Source organism: Sphingobium sp. D43FB (assembly GCF_002312805.1).
Classification (GTDB): Bacteria; Pseudomonadota; Alphaproteobacteria; order Sphingomonadales; family Sphingomonadaceae; genus Sphingobium.
This window is the reverse complement of record NZ_NMUA01000005.1, coordinates 85,605-108,759: the sequence shown is the minus strand read 5'-3', so window position 1 is coordinate 108,759 and position 23,155 is coordinate 85,605. Positions and strand designations below refer to the sequence as shown.

Annotated in this window: 31 protein-coding genes; 9 read left to right on the top strand and 22 right to left on the bottom strand. The window is 65.2% G+C overall.

Annotation, left to right across the window (positions count from 1 at the left end):
* Nucleotides 1–107: 107 nt before the first annotated feature.
* The 3 genes from SxD43FB_RS06400 to SxD43FB_RS06390 are packed head-to-tail and all read right to left on the bottom strand — an operon-like array spanning nucleotide 108 to nucleotide 1,017.
* The gene (locus SxD43FB_RS06400; RefSeq protein WP_096061468.1) at nucleotides 108–305 is read right to left on the bottom strand and encodes a phage tail assembly chaperone; all 198 of its coding nucleotides are present in this window, start codon (nucleotides 303–305) and stop codon (nucleotides 108–110) included.
* Nucleotides 302–613, bottom strand: coding sequence for a gene transfer agent family protein (locus SxD43FB_RS06395; protein WP_096061467.1), 312 nt, complete (start codon nucleotides 611–613; stop codon nucleotides 302–304). The genes SxD43FB_RS06400 and SxD43FB_RS06395 overlap by 4 nt, the downstream gene beginning before the upstream one ends.
* Entirely contained in the window at nucleotides 610–1,017 is a 408-nt protein-coding gene (locus tag SxD43FB_RS06390) for a phage tail protein (protein ID WP_096061466.1), read from the bottom strand. The genes SxD43FB_RS06395 and SxD43FB_RS06390 overlap by 4 nt, the downstream gene beginning before the upstream one ends.
* A gap of 54 nt (nucleotides 1,018–1,071) precedes the next feature.
* Here SxD43FB_RS06390 and SxD43FB_RS06385 point away from each other — a divergent pair, with 54 nt between their 5' ends.
* The gene (locus SxD43FB_RS06385; protein ID WP_096061465.1) at nucleotides 1,072–1,395 is read left to right on the top strand and encodes a hypothetical protein; all 324 of its coding nucleotides are present in this window, start codon (nucleotides 1,072–1,074) and stop codon (nucleotides 1,393–1,395) included.
* Between the two features lie 99 nt (nucleotides 1,396–1,494).
* Here SxD43FB_RS06385 and SxD43FB_RS06380 read toward each other — a convergent pair whose 3' ends face one another.
* The 14 genes from SxD43FB_RS06380 to SxD43FB_RS06320 all read right to left on the bottom strand — a co-directional run bounded on the left by SxD43FB_RS06380 (nucleotide 1,495) and on the right by SxD43FB_RS06320 (nucleotide 12,328).
* The gene (locus SxD43FB_RS06380; RefSeq protein ID WP_096061464.1) at nucleotides 1,495–1,902 is read right to left on the bottom strand and encodes a DUF3168 domain-containing protein; all 408 of its coding nucleotides are present in this window, start codon (nucleotides 1,900–1,902) and stop codon (nucleotides 1,495–1,497) included.
* Complete coding sequence (locus SxD43FB_RS06375; RefSeq protein WP_176482686.1) at nucleotides 1,899–2,090, bottom strand: hypothetical protein; 192 nt, start codon at nucleotides 2,088–2,090, stop codon at nucleotides 1,899–1,901. Before SxD43FB_RS06375 ends, SxD43FB_RS06380 begins: the two co-directional genes overlap by 4 nt.
* Nucleotides 2,087–2,623: a head-tail connector protein gene (locus SxD43FB_RS06370; RefSeq protein ID WP_096061462.1), complete on the bottom strand. Its 537-nt coding sequence runs from the start codon at nucleotides 2,621–2,623 to the stop codon at nucleotides 2,087–2,089. The genes SxD43FB_RS06375 and SxD43FB_RS06370 overlap by 4 nt, the downstream gene beginning before the upstream one ends.
* Nucleotides 2,623–2,895: a hypothetical protein gene (locus tag SxD43FB_RS06365; protein ID WP_096061461.1), complete on the bottom strand. Its 273-nt coding sequence runs from the start codon at nucleotides 2,893–2,895 to the stop codon at nucleotides 2,623–2,625. The genes SxD43FB_RS06370 and SxD43FB_RS06365 overlap by 1 nt, the downstream gene beginning before the upstream one ends.
* Nucleotides 2,892–3,062, bottom strand: coding sequence for a hypothetical protein (locus SxD43FB_RS25140; protein WP_176482685.1), 171 nt, complete (start codon nucleotides 3,060–3,062; stop codon nucleotides 2,892–2,894). Before SxD43FB_RS25140 ends, SxD43FB_RS06365 begins: the two co-directional genes overlap by 4 nt.
* Nucleotides 3,049–4,431: a tail fiber domain-containing protein gene (locus SxD43FB_RS06360; RefSeq protein WP_096061460.1), complete on the bottom strand. Its 1,383-nt coding sequence runs from the start codon at nucleotides 4,429–4,431 to the stop codon at nucleotides 3,049–3,051. Before SxD43FB_RS06360 ends, SxD43FB_RS25140 begins: the two co-directional genes overlap by 14 nt.
* An 82-nt stretch (nucleotides 4,432–4,513) precedes the next feature.
* Nucleotides 4,514–5,632, bottom strand: a complete 1,119-nt coding sequence (locus SxD43FB_RS06355) for a phage major capsid protein (protein ID WP_096061459.1) — start codon at nucleotides 5,630–5,632, stop codon at nucleotides 4,514–4,516.
* 387 nt (nucleotides 5,633–6,019) lie between these two features.
* Nucleotides 6,020–6,517, bottom strand: a complete 498-nt coding sequence (locus SxD43FB_RS06350; protein ID WP_096061458.1) for a hypothetical protein — start codon at nucleotides 6,515–6,517, stop codon at nucleotides 6,020–6,022.
* 206 nt (nucleotides 6,518–6,723) lie between these two features.
* Nucleotides 6,724–7,134: an HK97 family phage prohead protease gene (locus SxD43FB_RS06345; protein ID WP_096061457.1), complete on the bottom strand. Its 411-nt coding sequence runs from the start codon at nucleotides 7,132–7,134 to the stop codon at nucleotides 6,724–6,726.
* 137 nt (nucleotides 7,135–7,271) lie between these two features.
* Nucleotides 7,272–7,592, bottom strand: a complete 321-nt coding sequence (locus tag SxD43FB_RS06340) for a DUF6127 family protein (RefSeq protein ID WP_096061456.1) — start codon at nucleotides 7,590–7,592, stop codon at nucleotides 7,272–7,274.
* Between the two features lie 99 nt (nucleotides 7,593–7,691).
* On the bottom strand, nucleotides 7,692–8,816 hold the full coding sequence (locus SxD43FB_RS06335; protein ID WP_096061542.1) for a phage portal protein: 1,125 nt from the start codon (nucleotides 8,814–8,816) through the stop codon (nucleotides 7,692–7,694).
* Between the two features lie 441 nt (nucleotides 8,817–9,257).
* The gene (locus SxD43FB_RS06330; RefSeq protein ID WP_069064983.1) at nucleotides 9,258–9,596 is read right to left on the bottom strand and encodes a hypothetical protein; all 339 of its coding nucleotides are present in this window, start codon (nucleotides 9,594–9,596) and stop codon (nucleotides 9,258–9,260) included.
* A 68-nt stretch (nucleotides 9,597–9,664) separates the two neighbouring features.
* Nucleotides 9,665–10,987 (bottom strand): terminase family protein, encoded by a 1,323-nt coding sequence (locus SxD43FB_RS06325; RefSeq protein WP_096061455.1) that lies wholly within the window; start codon nucleotides 10,985–10,987, stop codon nucleotides 9,665–9,667.
* Nucleotides 10,988–11,020: 33 nt separating this feature from the next.
* A complete protein-coding gene (locus SxD43FB_RS06320; RefSeq protein WP_096061454.1) occupies nucleotides 11,021–12,328 on the bottom strand; it encodes a M28 family peptidase in 1,308 nt (435 codons plus the stop codon).
* Between the two features lie 123 nt (nucleotides 12,329–12,451).
* Here SxD43FB_RS06320 and SxD43FB_RS06315 point away from each other — a divergent pair, with 123 nt between their 5' ends.
* From SxD43FB_RS06315 to SxD43FB_RS06305, 3 genes are all read left to right on the top strand, one after another.
* The gene (locus SxD43FB_RS06315) at nucleotides 12,452–12,853 is read left to right on the top strand and encodes an endonuclease domain-containing protein (protein WP_096061453.1); all 402 of its coding nucleotides are present in this window, start codon (nucleotides 12,452–12,454) and stop codon (nucleotides 12,851–12,853) included.
* A 203-nt stretch (nucleotides 12,854–13,056) separates the two neighbouring features.
* The gene (locus SxD43FB_RS06310) at nucleotides 13,057–13,659 is read left to right on the top strand and encodes a hypothetical protein (RefSeq protein ID WP_255245618.1); all 603 of its coding nucleotides are present in this window, start codon (nucleotides 13,057–13,059) and stop codon (nucleotides 13,657–13,659) included.
* A gap of 165 nt (nucleotides 13,660–13,824) precedes the next feature.
* Complete coding sequence (locus SxD43FB_RS06305) at nucleotides 13,825–14,070, top strand: DUF465 domain-containing protein (RefSeq protein WP_069064989.1); 246 nt, start codon at nucleotides 13,825–13,827, stop codon at nucleotides 14,068–14,070.
* A gap of 22 nt (nucleotides 14,071–14,092) precedes the next feature.
* On the opposite strand, the gene SxD43FB_RS06300 is transcribed toward SxD43FB_RS06305, so the two are convergent.
* From SxD43FB_RS06300 to SxD43FB_RS06290, 3 genes are all read right to left on the bottom strand, one after another.
* A complete protein-coding gene (locus tag SxD43FB_RS06300) occupies nucleotides 14,093–14,623 on the bottom strand; it encodes a hypothetical protein (RefSeq protein ID WP_096061451.1) in 531 nt (176 codons plus the stop codon).
* Nucleotides 14,624–14,762: 139 nt separating this feature from the next.
* Complete coding sequence (locus tag SxD43FB_RS06295; RefSeq protein WP_096061450.1) at nucleotides 14,763–15,410, bottom strand: glutathione S-transferase family protein; 648 nt, start codon at nucleotides 15,408–15,410, stop codon at nucleotides 14,763–14,765.
* Nucleotides 15,411–15,476: 66 nt separating this feature from the next.
* A complete protein-coding gene (locus SxD43FB_RS06290) occupies nucleotides 15,477–16,088 on the bottom strand; it encodes a DJ-1/PfpI family protein (protein ID WP_096061449.1) in 612 nt (203 codons plus the stop codon).
* A gap of 248 nt (nucleotides 16,089–16,336) precedes the next feature.
* Between SxD43FB_RS06290 and SxD43FB_RS06285 the strand changes: the two genes are divergently transcribed.
* Nucleotides 16,337–16,543, top strand: coding sequence for a ParD-like family protein (locus tag SxD43FB_RS06285; RefSeq protein ID WP_096061448.1), 207 nt, complete (start codon nucleotides 16,337–16,339; stop codon nucleotides 16,541–16,543).
* 1 nt (nucleotide 16,544) lies between these two features.
* A complete protein-coding gene (map, locus tag SxD43FB_RS06280; protein ID WP_096061447.1) occupies nucleotides 16,545–17,324 on the top strand; it encodes a type I methionyl aminopeptidase in 780 nt (259 codons plus the stop codon).
* Nucleotides 17,325–17,447: 123 nt separating this feature from the next.
* Here map and SxD43FB_RS24655 read toward each other — a convergent pair whose 3' ends face one another.
* Both SxD43FB_RS24655 and SxD43FB_RS06275 read right to left on the bottom strand, forming a co-directional pair.
* The gene (locus tag SxD43FB_RS24655) at nucleotides 17,448–18,296 is read right to left on the bottom strand and encodes a DUF5677 domain-containing protein (RefSeq protein WP_141249465.1); all 849 of its coding nucleotides are present in this window, start codon (nucleotides 18,294–18,296) and stop codon (nucleotides 17,448–17,450) included.
* Nucleotides 18,297–18,357: 61 nt separating this feature from the next.
* Entirely contained in the window at nucleotides 18,358–19,110 is a 753-nt protein-coding gene (locus SxD43FB_RS06275; RefSeq protein ID WP_171899201.1) for a hypothetical protein, read from the bottom strand.
* 389 nt (nucleotides 19,111–19,499) lie between these two features.
* Between SxD43FB_RS06275 and SxD43FB_RS06270 the strand changes: the two genes are divergently transcribed.
* From SxD43FB_RS06270 to metK, 3 genes are read left to right on the top strand one after another with little or no spacing between them, the layout of a single operon-like run.
* Nucleotides 19,500–20,135, top strand: coding sequence for a YqaA family protein (locus SxD43FB_RS06270; protein WP_096061446.1), 636 nt, complete (start codon nucleotides 19,500–19,502; stop codon nucleotides 20,133–20,135).
* Nucleotides 20,136–20,143: 8 nt separating this feature from the next.
* Complete coding sequence (gene lnt, locus SxD43FB_RS06265) at nucleotides 20,144–21,736, top strand: apolipoprotein N-acyltransferase (RefSeq protein ID WP_096061445.1); 1,593 nt, start codon at nucleotides 20,144–20,146, stop codon at nucleotides 21,734–21,736.
* A 57-nt stretch (nucleotides 21,737–21,793) separates the two neighbouring features.
* Entirely contained in the window at nucleotides 21,794–22,990 is a 1,197-nt protein-coding gene (metK, locus tag SxD43FB_RS06260) for a methionine adenosyltransferase (protein ID WP_096061444.1), read from the top strand.
* The last annotated feature ends 165 nt before the right edge of the window (nucleotides 22,991–23,155 follow it).

Below are 23,155 nucleotides of genomic sequence, written 5' to 3'. Positions count from 1 at the left end.
CCGCGCAGGCGGGAACCCATCTCCCACCCCATCACCACGAACAGAGGCGGAGAGATGGATTCCCGCCTACGCGGGAATGACGATCCGATTTGTGGCGGCGAGATGCCTCAATCCGGCATCACCCCCATCAACCGCGCCAACTCACTCCCATCCACCCCCTCACCACCCTCATCCTCCCCCAACGCCGCGCCCAGCACCGTCGCCAGCTCCGCCGGCGTCGCGCGCCAAAACTCCTCCGGCCGCCAGCCAAGCAACCACCCGGCCACCCCCGCCAACCGCCGCGCGCCCTCGGCAAAGCGCCTCATTTGCCCGCCAATATCTGCTGCAACAGCGTCTTGAGCACCGGCGTCAACCGCGCCAGCCCAACGACAAGCATCGCCTCGCCCAGAGCCTCCCGGTCCATCCGCTCGCGATCGACCAGGCAATGCCAGAACAAGGCCGCCATATCGCCCAGCGACAATTTCCCGTCCGCCGCCCGCTCGACCAGGTCGAACAACGGCCCCAGTTCGGCTTCCGCCGCCACCAGCGCCCCGAAACTCGGCCGCAACGCCAGCACGTCGCCGCCAATCTCCAACGCCGCCTCGCCCCTTTCCGGGTTCACAACCCCGCTCATTCCGACACCACCGCGCCGGAGCTTTCCAGGCTCAGCGCATAATTGCGCTCGCCATTATAGTCCCCGGCATAGTCGAGCCGCGTCACCAGAAAGCGCCCGCGCATCCGCTCGCCGCTCTCGAAACTCAGCTCATAGTGGTCGATCGTGCCTGACAGCGCATGGTTGCGGATCCGCACTTCCGCCGCCGATCCTGTGAACAGCCCGGCCGCCGACACGCTGACCGATCGCACCCCTGCCCCCGACAATAATTCGCGCCAGCCGCCCGAATCCTTGGACGTAATGTTCACCGCCTCGCCATTTACGGACAATTGCGTAGTCCGCATCCCCGCGACGGTCGCATATGTTGCGGGGATGTTGCCGTCCCCCACTTTCAACAGAAACGCACTTCCTTTTTCGACGCCCATGGCGCATCCTTTCATCAGTCAAAGCGTGCAAAACGCAGGTTCAGGAGAGTCCCGATGTTTCTGATTATGTCGCTGGTCACGATGCTGGCCGCCGCCCCTTCGGCCGACGCGGTCGGCGCAGGCCGCAAAGCCTATTCCCAATGCCTGTCCGCCCAGATCAAACCCGGCCTCGACAAGAAATTGCCGCTCGGCGACTTCCAGTCGGAGATGAAGAAGAGCTGCGCCGACAAGGAAGCCGTCTTCCGCGCCGCGATCGTCGCCACCGACAAGGCCGACGGCATGTCGGAAAAGGCGGCACAAGCCGACGCCGACGACCAGATCGCCGAATATGTCGACAAGATCACCGCCGAATATGAAGACTATAACCGCCCCAGTTGACCACCCCCCTCTCTCCCCAGCGGGGAGAGATACGAAGGCTTGGCAGCTTGCTGCCTAGCCGCAGTTGAGAGGGGGCTCGACGCCAGCCACAAGCGACGCCTAGCCCCCCTCCCAAACCGCCCTTAGCCGATAGTCGATCACCGCCTGCCACCCGCTCGGCGGCTTGCCTCCACTCCGCATCATCCGCGACCGCACCAGCCGCGCCGTAACGATCCGCCACCCCTCGCGCGCCTGCACCGCGCCGATCGCCGGATCGATCCGCCCGATCATCGCCGCCAGCCGCCCCGGCGTCTCGCCCGCATCCTGCAAGCCGATGGTCAGCCGCACTTCGCGCCCCTTGACCTGCTTGCCGCCCCAGTCGGTGCCGATACAGTCGCCGACATGCCCATAGGGCGCACTCGCCCGCACCGGCTCGCCATCATAAAGCGCGTTCAGCCCCGCCATCAGCGCGCCATCCGCCCGCAACGCCGCGATCACCGCACTCCGCACCGCCAGTTCCGCGCTCATGACCCCGTCCTCCCCGCCTCGCGCAGCGCCAGGTCGCGCCACCAGCGCGCCCGCAAACCCCGCCCCGACACCCGCACCGCCTCACCGTCGATCACCACATCAACGCCCGCCTCGACCAGCGCCGCCGCAATCGCCCCCCGCCTGCGCGCCGCCCGCGCCTCGACGCGCCGCATCAACGCCGCCCTCATGCCAGCCGCATCCGCCGGAACGGCCGCCACAGCGCGCTCACCACCGCGGGCGGCGCACTGCCCTCATTGCCGCGCGCCATGAAATGTTCCGCCGCCAGCCGCACGATCCCCTGCCGCAAGGCTTCGGGCAGGCCGTTCATCTCCGCCGCCATGCCCGCGCGATAGCGCCCCGCCAGCCGCCGCCGCTCGTCCGCCCGCGTCGATCGCACCCAGCCATCGCCCGCCGCATCGATGTCGATCGCATAGGCATCGACCGGCAGCGCCTGCGCCACCCCGTCGCCGTCCACCGCCTCGACCGCCTCGATCGCCAGCACCGGCCGCGCGCCGAGCCGCTGCCAGCCCTGGCGCGCCGCCACCATCTCACGCGCGCCGCGCACGATCAGCCACTGGCCGACAAATTGCTCGCACAGCGCCGCCGCGCTGCGCAGCAACCCCGCCAACACCGCATCCTCGTTATCCGTCTCGATCCGCAAATAGGCCTTGAGTTCATCCAGCGACGCCGCCAGCGCCCCGCTCTCCTCCTGCGCCAGCATCAGCGTTCCTCCACCCTGACCGTCACCGACCGCTCATCCACCTGCCCGTCGGACAAAGTGACGCGGTTGGTCAGCCGATAGACGTGCCCCACCGCCCCGCCGCTCACCCGCACGCTGGTCCGCCCCGGCTCGAACGCCGCATCTTCCACCGTCAGCGCCCCCGCCGGGCTGACGGTCCACACACTCGCAATCACGCTCTGCCCCGCCAGATAGGCGGACCAGTCGATGACATGGTCGATCCGCGCCTGCGGATCTTTGGCAATCAGGCTCATCGGATCATCCTCCCCCGTAACGCTTCCGGTCGGTCAGGTGCAGGCCGCGCCGCGACCCGCATGTCCTGCCCCGGCCGCACCCCGCCGCGCCACGCGCCGCCCCAGGGCGCATCGCCACCGCGCAGGTCGCCGATCGCGCCCGCGCCCAGCGGCTCACCCTGCAACATCCTGCGCCTCCAGCAGCGCCAGCCGCGCCTCGATCCGCTCGATCCGCCGCCGCTGCCACGCCGCCTCCAGCGCCAGGCACTCGTCATAGCGCAGCCCCCAGCGGTCGCCCTCGTCCCAGACATCATGACACAGCAGCCCCAGCCGCACCGCCGCACCCGCGCCCAATCGCGCGTCGATCGCGTCGCGCACCTGCTGCGCCACCAGCCCGATATGCCAGCGCGCGCCCGCGCCTTTCGCCGCGACCGCATCGGCAAAGCGAAACTGCCGCCAGTTGACTGCGCCCCAGGCGTCAAGCAGATCGTCCCCGACCGCCGCCACGTCACATTTCATCCGCGCGTCGGACGTATTGATCGCCCCGCTCGCGGCATAGACCACCGACCAGCGCGCCGCCGCGCTCCCCAGCGCAAAGCCATTGTCATTGGACGGTGCGAGTGATCCGAAAGCGGTCAGCGCCTGATGCTCCAGCCGCAACGCCTCCTGCATCGCCGCCGACCCATTGCGCCCGACATGGAAACTCATCCGCGACGCTAAATTGGTCGGCCCCGGCGCAGCAGCGGTCAGCGTCGTGCGGATGCGCGACAGTTCGGCGAACGTCCCGCCGATCATCCCCCAGACATTATAGTCGCCGATCACGTCATTGGTGAGGACATCGCTGCGCGCCGCGAACGTGCCATTGGCGCGATAGAGCCGATTATTGGCCAGCGATCCGAACGACAGCACGCGAAAGCTCGCCTGCCCGCCATCCATGAAGATCGACATCGCCTGCGTCAGCACCGACACCTTGCCGATCGCCCCTTCCAGCGCATAATCCTCGCCGGATTGCGTATTGATATGCAGTTCCGCCCCGCGCATCCGCTGGATGCCACTGACGCCCAGCGCGCCCACATGCCCGCGCACAGCCGCGCCGTCCGCCTGCCCTAGCAAGGCCCGCCCGAACGCCGTCCCGCTCACCGCCGCAATGGCATCCAATTCCCCGCTCGCCGCCTGCCGCCCCGCCAGCGCCTCGCCAAGGCCCGTAATATCGCCAATCCCATGGCCATGGAGGTTCACCGCCTCCAACCAGGCCGCATGCACGGTCAGCGCCACGGACTTCTCGCCCACCGCAAAATCCACCGCCGCCCCGCCCGCCGAAGACGCCACCGGCGTCCGCACCAGCCGCCCCGCACCATCCAGCGTCCCGGTCCCCGCTTCCCATTGCGCAGGATCGACCAGGCTCATGATCACATAGGGAAAGCCCACCCCCCCCCCCACCGCCGCATCAAAACTCCGAAACCCCGCCATCGCCCCACCCAGCAGCAACGGCCCCATGCCCCCATCATGGCAAACCTCCCGCACCAGATCCGCCAGCATCCCATCACTGATCCCCATCCCACCCCCCAGAAAAAAGACCAAAAAAAGCCCCTCCCCTTCAGGGGAGGGGTTGGGGTGGGGGCGTGCCCCACCTCCCGTCTTACGAAGCCGCAAACCGCATCAATTTGATCGCCTCGCTATTCGCCACACCCCCGCCGATCCGCCTGACCGCATAGAAATGCACGAACGGCTTGTTGCTGAACGGATCGCGCAGGATGCTCGTCTCGTTGCGCTCGGCCACGACATAGCCCGCCTGGAAATTGCCAAAGGCGATCGACAGGCTGTTGGCCGCGATGTCGGGCATATCCTCCGCCTCGACCACCGGATAGCCGAGCAGCGTCGCGGGCTGCCCCGCACTCAACCCCGGTTGCCAGATGAACGCCCCGTCGCTCGTCTTCATCTTGCGAATGACCGCCAGCGTCGCCGAGTTCATCACGAAACACGCCCCCTGCCGATAGGGCGCGCGCAAACTCTGCACCAGGTCGATCAGCTTGTTCTGCGGGTCCGAGGCCGGGAAAGCCCCCGCCGCCCCCGACACCACATATTGCAGCGATCCGAACGCGCGCACCGCGTCCGCCTCGTTGGTGGTGGTATAGGTCAGGAACCCCTTGGGCTTGTTCGTCCCGTTGCCGGTCACGAAGGCCGCCCCTTCCGCCACCGCAAATTCCCGCGCAATCTCGCTCGCCAGCCAGCCCTCGACATCGAACTGCGCATCGTCCAGCATCGCTTGGCTTGCCGCCGGATTGGCGAACAATTCCCCCGACGGCGGCACGATCTCGTTGAAGACCGGCGTCCCCGTCTCGGCCCGCGCGCCCGTCTCGCTCGCCCAGCCCGACACGATGCCGCCTGCACTCACCAGCTTGCGATAGCCCGCCGTCCCCGTCCGCACGACATTGGCGATCGCGCGGATCGGCGACAGCGATTTGAGCGTCGTACCGATCAGCTGATCAATCTCGCGCGGCACCGCATAGCCCCCCGCCGCACCGGTCGCACCGGAAAAGCTCTTCAGCTCCACCCCGGCTTCCAGCCCCTGCCGCACATAGCGATCGACAAAAGCGCTCCGCGCCGGATCGCCAAAACTTCCTGGCGCCCCGCCCTTCACCCCATCGAGCGCCGGCCGCTGCATCGCCACCCGCAAAGCCCCCAAATCCGCCTCCAAAGCCGCAATCCGCTCCCCCTGCACCGCCGCATCAAAGCTGCTCTCCAAAGCATCCGTCATGTCATTCTCCCGCTAGAAAACACAAAAAAGGGCGGCCCCGGATGGGACCGCCCTGAAATTCTCGAAAACCTTCTCCCCAGCGGGGAGAAGGATACAAAGCCTTACCGGCTATGCCGGTTAGGCGCAGTTGGAAGAGGGGGAACACACCCTCATATGGAACAATAAAATGCTAGGTGAACAGCAAAGCGCCCCTGTGCAAGATCGACGCCCGACACCCTTCAATCAAACGGATCAGGCAAAATGCCTCTATCCCGTAAACGCGCCATCCTTCACCTCCTGGTGCCTCCGCCGCCTCGACAACATCGTCGCATTCAGCGTCAATCCCATCAGGCAGGCCAATCCAATCCGCCAGCAACAAACATTCTTCCAGAAGATGAACGGAAGAACCTACCATTCCCCCAATCCGTCCCGTGGTGGATTGGCCGTGTCGAAAACGACTTCGTTCATCGGCCTGGGCAGATAAAATCCCTCGGAATCGGAATGCATAATTAAATGTGCGAACGGGAGAGGTGCCTTCAACTTCTTCCTGAACAATCTGCCAAAAAATCCCGCTTTGGGCTTGTCCAGTTCAGAACTGTGTTCGGCGTAAAATTTCAGCAAAAGCGGATCATCGGCAAAATCTTCATAAGTGCATGGCGGTGGTAACTGGCCCTTCAACGCATGGTAGGCCGCCAGTCGGCGTACAGCGTGAAGTCCCGCATAACCCCACATCTGCGCCTCGTAGGTATCATGCTCGGCAATATCGGTGGGTTCCTCATGAAGAGACTCGCCCGATTCGGCGAGAACCGCATTAAGATCGGAAATTTGATCCAACCCAAATGCGAAGCCATCCTTATCTTCGCGTAACGCTTGCGATAGCCACCCCACATTCAAGGCAAGAGCCATGTCGTTCTCCCGTTACATGGCCAGTGGACGTGCAGGCCAGTCTCCATTTTATAGCGGAGCAACGAGCAATCGCAACGCGCATGTCCTCCCGGCAGAAGGATGGGATAGGGAGCATTGGCCGCAGAAAGATATCCGCTAGATAGGAATGACGAGTTCTCTTCTTCTCCGCGTCTCTGCGTCTCCGCGCGAACCAAATGAGGCCCCCTTCACTCCACCCTAATCACCCGCGCCCCCTCCTGCATCGGATGGCTCACCAAACTCACCTCCACCAGATCCAGCGCCAGCAATTCGCGCGGCCCCAAACCGGCTCCGCCGCCTCGCGCCGCCTTCACCCGATATCCGAACGACAGCCCATCGACCGCGCCCGCCCGCAGCGCCGCCGCCGCCTCGCGCCCGGCCGCCGTGCGCACCGACACCCGCCCGATCACGCGCAACCCGCGCGCATCCTCCGCCAGCCGCTCGACCGTCCCGATCACGCAGCCCGGCCCATGCTGCCACAGCAACGGCACGCCCGCCGCCAAAGCGCCACCGAACGCCCCCGCCCGCACCACATCGCCGCCCCGATCCACCCGATCGAAAATCGCCGCATAGCCCGCAAAGCGCACGTCCTGATCCATATAATCTCCGTTCGTCCTGAGTAGCCCCTGAGCGAAGTCGAAGGGGCATATCGAAGGATCGTAGCGCCCATGCTTCGATACGAGGCTTCGACACGCTCAGCCTCTACTCAGCACGAACGGGGCGTGGTGCTGGATCTTCACGCCCTAACCAACCCCAACAAGCCCATCTTCACCGCCATCCCCAGCAACAGCAGCGCCAGCCCGATCCGCACAACCCAGCCGATCACCGCCCCGCGCGCCGCCTTTTTCGCGTCGCGCCAGGCGCGCAGCAGCTCGCGCAATTCGCGCACATCGCCCTCGGCCCGCCGGTCGGCCAGCCCCAACCGCTCCAGCGCCCGCCCCGCGCCCAGTTCGCTCGCCTCCTCCACCAGCGCGCGGATCATCACCATGTCCACCGCGCCGGGCACCCCCTGCGCCTGCGCCACCAACCGCGCCAGCATCTCGCCATCCTGTGTCATCTTATCCTCCAATCCCCTCGCCCCATCGGGGAGAGGGATACGAAGCCTTGGCGGCGCAGCCGCCTAGGCGCAGTTGGGAGAGGGGGCTCGACGCCCGCCTCAAATCCCCAACATCGCCCGCTTCTCATCCCCGCTCAAAAAATCCGCCGCCGCCACCCGGTCCCACAGCGCCGCGCGCTCATCCGACAGCGCCGCCACGCCATCCAGATCCGCCTCGATCCGCAGCCCCGGCCACCATCCGGCTAGCCCCTGCCCCAACCCCGCACCGATCTTCGCCACCAGCGGCAAGATCGTCTGCCGCCACAGCGCCTTGTTCGCCTCGCGATAATTGGCATAACTATTGTCGCCGGGCAGCCCCATCAGCATCGGCGGCACGCCGAAGGCCAGCGCGATCTCCCGCGCCGCCGCCGCCTTCAACCCCACAAAATCCATCTCGGCAGGCGTCAGGCTCATCGCCTGCCAGCGGAGGCCCCCCTCCAGCAGCATCGGCCGCCCGGCATTGGCCGCGCCCGCAAAGGCGACCTCCATCTCGCGCTTGACCCGTTCGAACTGGTCGGGCGACAGCACCGACCCATCGCCCGGCTCATAGACCATCGCCCCGCTCGGCCGCGCCGCATTGTCGAGCAGCGCCTTGTTCCAGACGCTGGCCGCATTGTGGATCGCCACCGGCCCCGCCGCCGCGCCGACGCAACCCAGCCCATAATGGTCGTCAAGCGGATGCAGCGCCTTCAAATGCAACACGCTCGGCCGCCCCGCGCCATCGTCGGGCGACAGCCGCGTCACGCTCTCCCCCACCCGATACAAATAGGCCGCAGGCCACCCCCGCGCATCCGCCTCCACCGACACCCGTTCAGGCCGCAGCGCGAACAGCTCGGCGGGCATCCCATCCGCCCCCACCATGACCTGCACATAGGCATTGCCATGCAACAACAAATGACAAGCCAGCGTCTCCACCAACCCCTGCCCCGCCGACGCGCGGCCCACCAACGCCAACACCCGCGCCGCGTCCTCAACCCCGCCAACCTTCAGCGGACAGGCCCCCGCCCCCTCGGACACCAGCCGCATCGCCCGCTGCGCCACCGCATTGCCCATCACGCCGCTACGCACCTGCGCCTCATAGCTGGCAGGCCACTCCCCCAAAGCCACCGCCCCGGTCCCCCAGGCGCGCGCCAACACCGGCCGCGCATCCGCAGATGCCGCCGCCTTCATCCCAAAGAATTTCATGGATTTGTCCCCGCCCATAAAAAAATCCTCTCCCCAGCGGGGGAGAGGATAGCGAAGGTGAGCGGCGAAGCCGCCTACCGTAGCTTGGAGAGGGGGCTAAATGCCCCCATCATCTGAAACGCAAAAATCCTCCCCTGTAAGGGGAGGGGGACCGGCGAAGCCGGTGGAGGGGTGTCACCCTATCGAGACGGCAACGCCCCTCCGTCGGGGCTACGCCCTGCCACCTCCCCTTCCATGGCAGGGCAGGGCTATCGTAAATGGAGCGCACGCCATTTTCTTCGTCATGCTGAACTTGTTTCAGCATCCATCGTGCCCCAAAAACGGCGGCTCGTGGTGATAGATGGACCCTGAAACAAGTTCAGGGTGACGACTTTGGATAGGTTGGGTGTCATATGCGATTGCCCTGCCTTACAGGGGAAAACCGCATCAGCCGCACCACCCTCACCTATTCCGCGCCAACACCCGGTCACAGGTCGAGTTCGTCCCCTCGCTCTTGCCGATCACGCGCCCGGCCAGCGCACCCGCGCCCGCGCCCAGCAGCGTCTCGCCAACCCCGCCGCCCGCCAGCAACCCGACGCCAGCCCCACCGGCCGCGCCAATCACCGTGCCCTTGTCGCGGCCCTTCTTGCCCTGCAACAGGCAATAGCGCACATCGTCGCGATCCCGCGGCGCAGCCCGCGCCACCCGCGCCCGCTCCTTGCTGCTCAACGACGCCGCCAGCACCGGCGATGCCACCAACGTCACGCCCACCAGGGCACCCAAAATCTTGACCGTCTTCATGCGCGTCACTCCGTAAATCCTTGATATGATGCCGCCGAAACGATCGGATGCCACGCCAAGTTCCGCGTCTACAACCCCCGCACCTGCGCCACCCCCTGCCGCCCCAGCATCAACTCGCTCAGCGCCCACACCAGCGCATCCGCCCGGTCCGGCGATCGCCCCGGCCCCTCATAGCCGCCGCCCAGCACCAACCCGCACATCTCATCCTCCAGCGCCGGGAAAGCCCCGCGATGCGCCACCCGCCCGGCTTCGTACAAAGCCGCCACCGGCTCGGCCCGCGCCACCTTCCCCCGGCTCGCATGGACCAGCCGCACCGGCAGCGCCTCTTCCGCCGCACGCAGCACGCTGGTCACCATCGCGCCGCCATTATTCGCCTCGGCCACCACCTTGTCCGCGCCATGCACCAGCGCCGCCGCCGCAACCGCGCGCGCCCATATTTCGGGCGAACAGCCCTCGACACTGGCATCCGCGATCACATAGCCGCGCCCGTCCCGGCCGAGGCCCACCACCACGATCCCGCACGCATCGCCATGCGCCGACGCAGGCGGATCGACCGCCACCACCACCCGCGTCAACAGCGCCGCGTCGCCCGCGCCGCCCGGCACATGCGCCACCCGGCACCGCTCGATCAGGTCACGGCTCCACAAAGCCCCCGCCACCTCCTCGATCAATTCGCCGTCCAGTTCCTGCCGCCCCAGCCGCGTGCCGCCATAGCTGCGCGTCATCGCCGCGATAAAGCCATCGGCCAGATTGGCTTTATTCTCCACCGTCCGCCCGCGCGTCACGACCACATCGCCATCCGTCACCAACCGCCGCACCAGCGCCACCGGCCGTGGCGTCGTCGTCGCCATCACCCGCGGCGCGCTACCCAGCCGCATCGTCATCATCAGATTATCCCAGGCGCTTTCCGCAAAGGGCCATTTGGCGATCTCGTCGGCCCAGCCGTGGCTGAACTGCGGCCCGCGCAAGCTCTCCGGCTCTGCCGCCCCGAACAGGGTCGCCACCGCGCCATTGGGCCATAGCAGCTTGCGCAGCGCGGGCGCAAAGACCGGGCGACACCACCAGGGTGCAATCGCCAGCAGCCCAGACGCGCCTTCCACCATCACCCGCCGCGCCTCGCCCAGCGTCGCACCAACCAGCGCAATCCGCGCGCCCGGATCGCCCTCGGCAATCCCCCGCACCCATTCCGCCCCGGCCCGCGTCTTGCCAAAGCCGCGCCCCGCCATCATCAGCCAGATGCGCCAATCGCCCGGCGGTGCCACCTGCCCCGGCCGCGCCACAGCGCCCCAGTCATGCGCCAGTGCCTCGCTCGCCACCGGCCCCAGCGACCGCAACAGCCGGTCGCGCTCGCCCGGCCGCTCGGCCAGCCATTCGATATGCGAACTCTGCATCGCCCTCCCCTTATCGGGACGGCGACACCGCCCCTATTTGCGCGGCGCCATGCCCCCGAACGTCACGATGCTCGCCGCGCCATCCTTGCCGATCGCCGCCACACCGATGAAATGATCGTCGACCACCACATCCTTCAGCACCGTCTCGGTCGCCCCGGTCACGACCCGGCTGTCCGCCCAGTCCTGCGCATCGGCCCGCCGCCAAAACACCTTGTACGCGCTCGCCCCCGGCACCGCGTCCCAGAACACCCGCGTATCCATCGACAGCGCACCATCGAGCGACACGACCGCAGGCGCGGCCGGCGCACGCGCCAGCGTCCGCAACGCCGCGACATTGAGCGCCGTCACCTTCGCCAGATAGGGAAAGTCCATCCCCTTGACGGTATCGCCATAGTCGCGGCCCGCTTCGACGCGCAGATCCTGATGCTGCCGATCATAATTTTCGATCCCCACCGAAAAGCGCACGGCGGGATAGCCCGCCTCCAGCAGCGGCGTATGATCGCCACCCCGCCCGAACCGATCGGGCCGCCGCACCGCGAACACGTCCAGCCCGATCTGCGGATTGGCCTCGGCAATGTCATCGATCGCCTTGGCCAGCGCCCGCGACGGTCCATCATCCTCGCCGCCGATCCCGCGCCGCGTCATCCCCGCCTTGGCGTCCTCGGCCGACCGTATCCCTTCGGAAAACACCCGCACCCGGTCGGCGACGATGCGGCCATTCTGCCCGGTCGTGTTGCCGACAATATCGTTGTTCAACATCGCCCGCACCTGCCAGCCGCGCGCCTTGGCGGTGTTGGCCAGCAGCTTGCCACCCAGCAAGCCCTGCTCCTCACCCGACAGCAGCGCATAGACGATCGTCCCATCGAACTTCTCTGCGGCCAGCACCCGCGCCGCCTCGATCACCAACGCGCTGCCCGACCCATTATCATTCGCGCCCGGCGCATCGCTGGTAAAGTCCATCACATCGCTGACCCGGCTGTCGATATGCGCCGCGATGATCACCACCTGGTTCGGGTCACCCGTCCCGGTCTGGATCGCCAGCACATCCACCACATCCGCGCCATCAGGCACCCGCGGCCCGGTAAAGCGCTCCGACACGCTCTCGACCTTCAAACACCCGCCGCACGTCTTGGATATCCGCGCAAACTCCGCCGCCGCCCAAGCCCGCGCCGCCCCAATCCCCCGCTTGGGATTGCTAGCCGACGAAAGCGTATGCCGCGTGCCAAAGCTCACCAGTTTCTCAACGGTAGCCTTCAACCGCGCCGGATCAGGCGCCTGGGTCTGGGCGATGGCAGGAGTGGAAAGCGCCGAAGCAGCAACGAGCAAGGACAGGATTTTCATGAAAGCCACCCTATCGCCTGCTACACGCCTGTAAAGCCATCTTACCCCTTGATCTAAAGCCCTCTCCCGCTCTTCGCGGGAGAGGGTTGGGTGAGGGTCTTTCTTACTATATAACCGAATCCAATGCATCCGGTCCGTCGCCAGATAAGCCCCCATGCGAGCCGCCTTCGCCGCGACATGACCGACGTCGAGCGCGCGGTCTGGGCCGCCTTGCGCAACCGTCAACTCGAAGGTTTCAAATTTCGCCGACAAGCGACCGTTGGGCCATTTGTCGTGGATTTTCTATGCGTCGAAGCCGCGCTGATAATCGAACTCGACGGCGGTCAGCATAGCGAAGAGGCTGATCGCGCCCGCACCGAATTTCTCGAAGCGCGCGGACTGAGCGTCATGTGCTTCTGGAACAGCGACGTAGTGGACAATTTCGACGGCGTGATCGAGGCTATTCGTATGGCTCTTTTGCAGAAGAAGACCCTCACCCAACCCTCTCCCGCAGGCGGGAGAGGGCTAGAATTACCCTCCGCATAGCCCTCGACAACCACCCCGCACACCGGATTCCCCACCTCCCCCCATTTCCCGCTTGACGATCCGCCCTGCCGCATCACAACTGCGCGTCCGGCTCCCACGAGCCGGACCATTTGGGGGGATCATCAATGAACATCGTTACAGGCGCCGTCACCGGCGTCATTGCCTGCCTGTGCGCGACCACCGCCATGGCGCAGGTCACCACCATGCCTGCCGCGCCCGTCGCCACCATCATCGCCTCGCCCGGCGGCAATGTCCTGCGCGCCGGTACGCAGATCGCGCTGCGCACTGCCGAACCGCTCACGACCGAAGGCAAATTGCTGCGGATCGGCCAGCGCGTTCAGCTCGAAGTCGCCGAAGCCGTGCTGCTCAACAACCAGGTCATCATTCCCGCGGGCAGTCCCGCCGTCGGCGAAATCACCGAGGTCCGCAACAAGGGCATGTGGGGCAAATCGGGCCGCATCAACGCGCGAGTCCTCTACGTCCGCGCCAACGGCACCCAGATCCGCCTGACCGGCCAGTTCGATGACAAGGGCAAGACCGGCACCGCCGGCGTCGTCGCCGCCATCGCCTTCATCCCGATCGCGGGCTTCGTCACCACCGGCACCAGCGCCAAAATCCCGCTCGGCGCGCCCGTCACCGGCTTTCTCGACGAAGACATCAGCGTAGCCTTCGCCCCGACCCAGCCGACCACCATCGCCGTGCCCGCGCCGCAGCCGGTCCAAGCCGCCCCCGCGGCCCCGGCAACCCCGCCCAAGCCAACAACCGCCGCCCTGGTCGACCCATCGCTGGAAATAAAGCCCCGCTAATAACCTTCTTCCCTTTAAGCCCTCTCCCGCCCTTCGCGGGAGAGGGTTGGGTGAGGGTCTTCCTTCCTTCTTTCTTCTGAAAGCCCACCCCCGGACAACTACCTAACGACCACCCCGCCGCCCCGGCCCATAATCGCGCCAACCATCCCCATCAGGAGACGACGCATGAGCGAACATGGCCAGGATCTGCACAGCCTCTTCCCGCAAGCCACCGATCGGCTGCACGACCTCAAACTCAACGACGCGCATTTCCGCACGCTCGCCGATCGCTATCACGCCCTGCTCGGCGAAATCACGCCGATCGAGGATGGCACCGCCCCCGCGTCGGACGAACGGCTGGAGGATCTCAAGAAACAGCGCCTCGCTCTGCTCGACCAGATCGGCACGCTGATCGCCGCCGAACCCGCCTGACACCGCATGGCGGCGGCCCCCCTCACGTCCCCGTCGCCGCCCGCTTGCGCGCAATCTCGTCCATCGCGCGGCGCAATCGCGCCACCGCGTCGGGGCTGTCGGGCCGCTGCACCCCTGCCGCCGCGCGATAGGCCGCCACCTTGTCGCGATGCCGGATCAGCAGTTGCAGCGCCAGCTTCAGGTCGCGCCCACGCTTGACCTTGCGGCTCTTCACCGCGCCCTCGCCGTCCAGCACGATCTCCTCGCTCTCGCTGCCGAACAGCACTTCGCGCATCAGCATCGCCTCGATCTCGGCATAGCCGATGTCGATCGCCCGGTCCCAGTCGGCGGCAAAGCGCGCGTCGCGCTGCCGCCGTTCATAGGCGCCCGCGCGCCGCACGCCCGCCACCCGCGCCGCCTCGCTGACGTTGCAGGTCGTGGACAACACCTCCAGAAACTCCCTTTCCTGCGCCCTGGTCCAGCTATCCTTGCGCGGCTTGCGCTGTTGCGCGCGCGTGCCATCCGCGACAGCCTGCCGCCCCGGCCGCAATTCCGTCCCTGCCTCATCGCCCATGCCGCCCCCGCAACGCAAAAAGGGCCGACCCGCCCGGATCAGCCCTTGGTTAGCCGCGTCATCCGCGACTCACATTTTTCCACTATGCCGATATGTGCCAGAACAGCGTGACGATGTCAAGCATAATGTTCCAGATAGGTTATTTCTCCACCATCGCCGCGATCATCGGCGCTTCCAGTTCCATCGCCGCCGCCACGCTCGGCCGCGCCTTGACTTGGCTCAGCCACGCCGCCACCTTGGGCCAACGCGCCGCATCCAGCGCGTCCGACACATAGCCGATATTGATCAACGGACAGCCCGCCGCCAGGTCCGCCAGCGTGAAGCGATCGTCCACCAACCAACCACTTTCCGGCAACACACCCTCCAGATAGTCATAGAGTCCCGGCAGCTCCTCGGCCTCCGCCTTGTCCGCCGCCACTAGGTCCGGCTCGCGCTTCAACCGTCTGGCCACCGCCCGGTTGAAGAAGATCTTGGCCCCCACCGGCTGCGCCACCGTGTCGCCAAATTCCTCATACCATATGGTCCGCGCCCGCGCCTTGGGTTCGGCCGGGATCATCTCCGTGCCGGGGCGCAACGCATCCATATAGGTTATGATCGCGGTCGAATCACACAGCAGAAAGTCGCCATCCTCCAGCGCCGGTATCTTGCCGAAGGGCGACCCGTTCAGATAGCCTTCGCCCCCGCGCCCGAAGCCCGCCGCCTGCACCTCGACCTCGATGCCCTTCTCGGCGGCAAAGACGATCACCTTGCGCACGAAGGGCGATGGCCGCGACCCGTGGATAATCATGCAAACGGCTCCTTTGGTTCGACTCACTGGGCCGAACCATGACAGATCAGTAGCAGATCGCAACCCTCATGCCGCTTGGGAAACGTCCGCCACAAACGGCGCGATCACCGCCATCACCCGCGCCACAGTCTCCGCCTTCTCGCCCACCGGCGCGACATAGTCGATCACGCTGCGCACCGCCTCGACGCCCGCGCCGCGCGCGATCACCCAGGCCGCCAGATAATGCGCCGCCATGCACCCGCCCGCGCTCGCCACATTGCCGCGCGCCACGAACGGCGCCTCCAGCACGCGCAGCCCCGCCGCGATCGCCATCGGCTGGCTCGTCCTGTCGGTGCAGACCGGCATGTCACCGACCAGCCCCAGCGCGCCCAGGATCAGCGCGCCCGAACATTGCGACCCGATCAATTGCCGCGCCGGGTCCAGCCGGATGCGCGCCATCAACGCCGCATCATTCGCCACCTCCAACCGCCGCGCCCCGCTGCCGACCAGCACCACATCCGCCTCCGCCGCCCATTCCAGCGGCTGCTGCGTGCGTACCTCGACCCCGTTCATCGACGTGACTATGGCGTCCGGCGCACAAATCTCCGCCCGCCACCCCTTGACCCGGTTCAGCAACGCCAGCGCCACGAAACTGTCCAGCTCATTGAACCCATCAAACGTCAAAACCGCAACCCGCATCAGATCCTCCTGTCGATCCGCTGCCCCTACCCCATCCCCAAACGCCCCGCCCGATCCGATCCCCAGACATTGGCCCGCAAAACCTTCTCCCCCACGGGGAGAAGGATACGAAGCCTCAGCGGCGCAGCCGCCTAGGCGAAGTTGGAAGAGGGGGCTCCACGCCAGCCGCCAGACACCCGCCCCCACCTTGACCCCCAACCATATGAACCATATACGATCCATATACGCTTCATATAGCAGGACACCCCATGGGCATCGTAAAAATCGCCGAAGACCTCCACGAACAAGCCCGCCGCGCCAGCGTGCCGATGTGCCGCTCCATCAATGCGCAGGCGGAATATTGGATGAAAATCGGCATGTTGGCCGAAGCCAACCCGACCCTTTCCTTCAATGACATCGTCCGCCAGCAATATGCCGCCGCCCATGTCGAACTGGCGCAACGGGCCGCCGCCTGAGATGGTCAAAACCCCCGACGAACTGGCGCTGATGCGGCAATCGGGTCAGCTGCTTGCTGCGGTCTTCACCATGCTCGACCGCCAGCCGCTCGCGGGCCTGTCGACCATGGCCGTCAACGATCTGGTCGACCGCTATATCACCCTGGACCTCGCCGCCCGCCCGGCGAGCAAGGGCCAATATGGCTTCCAATATGTGCTGAACTGCTCGATCAACCATGTCGTCTGTCATGGCGTGCCCGATGCCGACACGATCATCCGCGACGGCGACATCATCAATCTCGACATCACGCTGGAAAAAAACGGCTTCATCGCGGATTCCAGCAAAACCTACCTCGTCGGCGACGTCGCCCCCGCCGCCCGCCGCCTCGTCCGCGTGACGCAGGAAGCGCTCTGGCAGGGCATCGCCCAGGTCCGCCCCGGCGCGCATCTGGGCGATATCGGCTTTGCGATCGAGCGCCATGCCAAACGCAACGGCTATAGCGTCGTGCGCGACTATTGCGGCCACGGCATCGGCCGCGAAATGCACGAAGAGCCGCAAGTCCTCCATTTCGGCCGCCCCGGCACGGGCCTGTCCTTGCGGGAAGGCATGGTCTTCACCATCGAACCGATGCTCAACCAGGGCAGCCGCAAAGTCTCGACCCAGGATGATGGCTGGACCGTCACCACCAACGACGGCAAACTCTCCGCCCAATTCGAACACACCGTCGCCGTAACCCGCACCGGCGTCGAAGTCCTAACCCTCCGCCCCGACGAAGTGCCGCTATCGGCGCGCCGGGTGTAAGCCAAACCCCATCCACACCCCCAAACCTTCTCCCCCACGGGGAGAAGGATACGCAGCCTCGGCGGCGCAGCCGCCTAGGCGAAGTTGGATGAGGGGGCTCGACGGCCGCCGCCCGTCCTTTTATTATGACGCTTTAAAGCTATGTATTAGCTTTATTGTATCTTCGCCGACAGACTGTATTGTTTTTATAGCGCCATCTGGATGGAGCGCCATCATCTGGTCCGTGCAAGCAGCAAGAATGGACGTAGAAAATAAAATAGCAGCAGAGATAGCTGCCCTATCATATGGGTTTTCAGCGCCGTTGCCACGATTATGCTCTTGCATCCTGAATACTGAAACTGGTCCCGTATGAACAAATGAACTCAAATACCTATAGTATCCTCTGAATTTTTTCTTATCTTGTCCTATTCTATCAAGAATATCATCTTGAATATATGGATTCTTATCCCCTCTCATTATCTCCGATTTTCGCTTATCGCTGAGAGATCGGAAAATATTATTCAGGTCTAACTCCTGCTTTATTTCAATCTGCCTTTGCAAAAATTCGGCCTCTTTGGGATCACCTCCGGTTTCCTCCATCAAGCGAAATCTCGCCTTATTATCCATTAACCGAAATACTCGTATCCTATAATACCACTCTTCATCTTCTTCTGTTTCAATGCACAACCAAACGAAAAATAGCCATAACTCTGCGTTGCTTCTGGCGATCCCTGCAACCGAAGAGAAATCCCAGTGAGATTTTTTGCTTCGTACCGGACATATTTCTTTCAGCGTTATCGAAGAAATCACAAGTTTTGTGAATAAAACAGATGACCAGTACTGCCTTCCTGTGTCTGGCTTTTCCTCACTTATATTATAGGAAAGTATAGCGGCTACCTTGATGACTTCAGATAGACCAGATCTATATTTTAAATATTCTGATCGAGAAACTATCTCGCCATCTCCATCCGATGACGCTTCTATCGATGACATGCTATGCCCCTTTGCTATCTAGCAACTATAGCCCTCGCACCTCCGCCGGGGAACGCCCAACTCACCCCCCAACCCTTACCCCCGACCGGGTATAATCGATCCGTATCCGCACCCAACTCCCCACCTGCGGCTTGCCATTCACGCGCGGGGGGCGGACCAGGAATTGCCAGGCGGCCAGCCGCACCGCGCGCGCATAGCCCGACCCCATCGGCGATTCGCCCAATATCTGGCAGTTTTCCACATGATAATGGTCGACCGTCTTGCACGCGACCAGGCCCCAGCCTTCGGGCGGCGCATTGGCGGGGATATAGGTGGACAATTCGCTATTGGTCGGCCGCCGATACCATTCGGCGTTGAACAATTGCACCCCGCCCGGCCCCTCGCCCGGCCCGGCGACCGCCGAACTATCCCCCTGTCCCGCCGCCGCGCCCTGCGCCGCCTTGGGCATATTGCCGATATCCGCCGCCGCCATCTGGTCGCGGCTCATCGTCAGGAAGGGGAAGGGCGCGGGCGGTTCCTCGACCGGCTGCTCCGTCGGCCGGGGCGGGCGCACCACCGCCTCGGCCTGTTTGGGCGGGCTGGCCTCGTCCTGCTCGCGCTTCTCCGCCTTGGGCGCGCGTTTCTGCTCCTGCTCGGTCTTGGTCCCCGTTTCGACATCGAACGTCACCGGCAGCCGGTCCTCGACTTTTTTCGGCTCGAACGAGGGCGACAAAGTGAACAGCCCCAGCAGCAAGATGGCGTTCAGCACCAGCGCAAACGCGATGCCGCCCGCGCGCTGCCGCAGCCTGGCCCAGGGAATGGAAGAAAATGTCAAACGCGCGAACCGAACCGAACAGGGGAGAAGGGGTCTTGCCCAGACGGTGCCGCCCCGTCAACGCCGTCGCGGCGATTCACGATGGCCGGTGTCCTTGCGTACATAGGGGTCGGCGCTTGAGTCCGCCTCCGCTTAACACACCACCCTCTCCCCCCGTTCGCCCTGAGCCTGTCGAAGGGCACTCTTTCTTTGAGGAGAAGTGGAGGGCTTCGACAAGCTCAGCCCGAACGGACGCGGGGTTTGCTCCCCCCGCAAAGCGTACATTGTCCCCCCCCAAAGCGTACAACCTCCCCCCACCCCAAAACCCCGCCACCACTGTCCGCCTCGCTGACCGTTTCACCCCGCCAAAATCGCTGGCGACCCGCTCCGATCTCGGCTAGGTCGCCGCCATGCTCAACAGGCTCTATCAATGGACGCTGGCCAAGGCCGCCCATGCCCACGCCGAACGCTGGCTGTTCGTCATTTCCTTCCTGGAATCGAGCTTCTTCCCCATCCCGCCGCATCCCCTGCTCGGCCTGATGTGCCTCGCCCGCCCCGAACGGGCGATCCGCTTCGGCCTCATCTGCACCATCGCCTCGGTGCTGGGCGGGATGCTGGGCTATGCGATCGGCTTCTTCCTCTACGAGACGGTCGGGCAGCAATTGCTGAGCGCGCTCGGCCTCGCCGACAAATTCCCTGTCGCCGCCTGCTATCTGCGCGAATATGGCGCGGAGATCATCCTGATCAAAGGCGCGACGCCGATCCCGTTCAAGCTGATCACCATCACCGCCGGTTTCGTCGGCCTGCCGCTCTTCACCTTCTTCTGGGCCAGCGTCGTCAGCCGCGCCTTCCAGTTCATGCTGGTCGGCTTCCTGTTCTGGAAATTCGGACGGCCGATCAAAGCCTTCATCGAAAAATATCTCGGCTGGCTCTCCGCCCTGTTCCTGGTGCTGATCGTCGGCGGCTTCATCGCCGCCTCGATGCTGACCGGCGGCGGCGGCAAGGGCGACAGCTGCAGCCAGGCCACCATGGCGACAATCGGCTGACTGCCCCCATGCGCGCCCTGCTCGACCGCCACCCAAGAAAAGCCGCGCTGCTGGCGGGCCTCGCCTCCGCCACCGGCTTTGCCCCCCTGTCGCTCTGGCCGGTCACGCTGCTCGCCCTCGCGCTGCTGATCCACCTGACCCGGAGCGCCCCCGACCGTCGCTGCGCCTTCACCTATGGCTGGCTGTTCGGCGTCGGCCAGTTCACCCTCGCCCTCCACTGGATCGCCCACGCCTTCACCTTTCAGGACGCCATGCCCCATTGGCTTGGCTATGGCGGCGTCATCCTCCTCTCCCTCTACCTCGCCCTCTTCCCCGCACTGGCGACGTTAGGGGCGTGGTGGCTACAACGAAAACTCCCCTCCCTTCAAAGGGAGGGGTCGGGGGTGGTTGCCGCGCCCAGCGCGGCCAGCGACCTCACCTTCCCCCTCCTCCTCGCCGCCCTGTGGATCGCCACCGAATATCTCCGCGCCACCCTCTTCACCGGCTTCGCCTGGAACCCGATCGGCATCATCCTGCTGCCCAGCGGCGCGGCCATCGCCGCGACCCTCGTCGGCACCTATGGCCTCGGCGCATTGGTCATCCTCGCCAGCGCCGCCCTACTGCTCATCGCCCGGCGTCAGGTCGCGGCCCCCGCCGCCCTCCTCACCCCGCTCCTCCTCGCCGCCCTATGGGGCTGGCTCTCCCCCGCGCCCGCCACCCCGCTCGGCGCACCGCGCATCCGCGTCGTCCAGCCCAATATCGGCCAGGACGAGAAATATTCGGTCGAGCGCGAATTTGCCAATTTCCGCAAGCTGACCGCCCTCACCGGCCCACCACGTCCTGCCCCGCGCCTCATCTTCTGGCCCGAAGCCGCCATCCCCGCCTATCTCGACATGGAACCCGACTGGCGCGCCCGCCTCGCCGCCCTGCTCGGCCCCGGCGACCTGCTGCTGACCGGCGCGGACAAAGTCTATTTCAAGCCGGTCGAGCAGGACGGCATCCTCGTCAACAAGCTGGCGGGTGCAAACAACAGCGTCTGGATCGTCACGCCCCAGGCCACGATCGCCGCCCGCTACAGCAAGGCGCATCTCGTCCCCTTCGGCGAATATCTGCCGCTGCGCTCGGTCCTCGAACCGATCGGCCTCTCGCGCCTCGTCCCCGGCGATGCCGACTTCTGGCCCGGCCCCGGCCCGCAAAGCCTGACGCTCCCCGCCACCACCGGCCGCCCCGCCCTCAGCATGGGCGTGCAAATCTGCTACGAGATCGTCTTCTCCGGCCAGGTGGTCGATCGCGCCAACCGCCCCGCCTTCCTCTTCAACCCCTCCAACGACGCCTGGTTCGGCCCCTGGGGTCCGGTCCAGCATCTCGCCCAAGCCCGCCTCCGCGCGCTGGAAGAAGGCCTCCCGATCATCCGCTCGACCCCCACCGGCGTCTCGGCGATCATCGACGCTCGTGGCCGCGTCGCCCACGCGCTCGGCCTCAACCGCGCCGGTTTCCTCGACTCCGGCCTGCCGCCGCCGCTCCCGCCCACGCTCTTCGCCCGCGTCGGCAACTGGGCACCCTTCGCCCTCATGCTGGCGCTCTTTGCCCTCGCCATTGCCATCCGCCCCAGCAAAAGCTAATAGCCACATAAACTATTCTTTATGTCGTTTACCGCCCCAGCATTCTATGGGAGTCCCATGCGCAATCAATTTCTCTTCACCTCGGAATCCGTGTCCGAAGGCCATCCCGACAAGGTCGCCGACCAGATTTCCGACGCCATCGTCGATCTCTTCCTGTCGAAAGACCCCGAAGCCCGCATCGCCTGCGAAACCCTGACCACGACCCAGCTTGTCGTCCTCGCCGGCGAAATCCGCTGCAAGGGCGTCTATGAAAATGGCGCATGGGCACCGGGCGCGCAGGAAGAGATCGAAGCGACCGTCCGCGCGACCGTCAAGCGCATTGGGTACGAGCAGGACGGCTTCCATTGGGAAACCTTCCGCTTCGAAAACAACCTCCACGGCCAGTCCGCCCATATCGCCCAGGGCGTCGATGAAAGCGGCAACAAGGATGAAGGTGCAGGCGATCAGGGCATCATGTTCGGCTATGCGTCGGACGAAACCCCCGACCTCATGCCCGCCACCCTCTATTACAGCCACAAGATCCTCGAACGCCTCGCCCATGATCGCCACAACAAGGTGGTCGATTTTCTGGAGCCGGACGCCAAGAGCCAGGTGACGCTCGAATATATCGACGAGAAGCCGGTCCGCGCCACCGCGCTGGTCGTGTCGACCCAACATGCCCAGGGCATGGACAATGACGACAGCCGCGCCAAGCTGCGCGCCTATGTCAAGGGCGTGATGACCGAAATACTGCCCGAAGGCTGGATGCCCGACGACGCCAGCATCTATGTCAACCCGACCGGCCTGTTCGAAATCGGCGGCCCCGACGGCGACGCTGGCCTCACTGGCCGCAAGATCATCGTCGACACCTATGGCGGCGCATCGCCCCATGGCGGCGGCGCCTTTTCGGGCAAAGACCCCACGAAGGTCGATCGCTCGGCGGCCTATATCACCCGCTATCTCGCGAAGAACATCGTCGCCGCCGGCCTCGCCCGCCGCTGCACGATCCAGCTCAGCTACGCCATCGGCGTCGCCGAACCGCTCTCGCTCTATGTCGATCTGCACGGCACCGGCACCGTCGAAGCCGCCGCGATCGAAGCTGTGCTGCCAACCCTGGTGCGCCTGACCCCCAAGGGCATCCGCACGCATTTGGGCCTCAACAAGCCGATCTACCAGAAGACCGCCGCCTACGGCCATTTCGGCCGCACCCCCGAAGGCGACTTCTTCCCCTGGGAAAAGACCGACCTGGTCGACGCCCTGAAGGCTGCGCTCTAACCTTTAAAGTCATCCTAGATACTCCGTTCGTGCTGAGTAGGGACTGAGCTTGTCGAAGGCCCGTATCGAAGCATCTGGCGCAGCGCCCGATCCTTCGATACGCCATTTCGACTTCGCTCAATGCCTGTCCTGAGCGCCTGCCTTGGCAGGCAGTCGAAGGGGCTA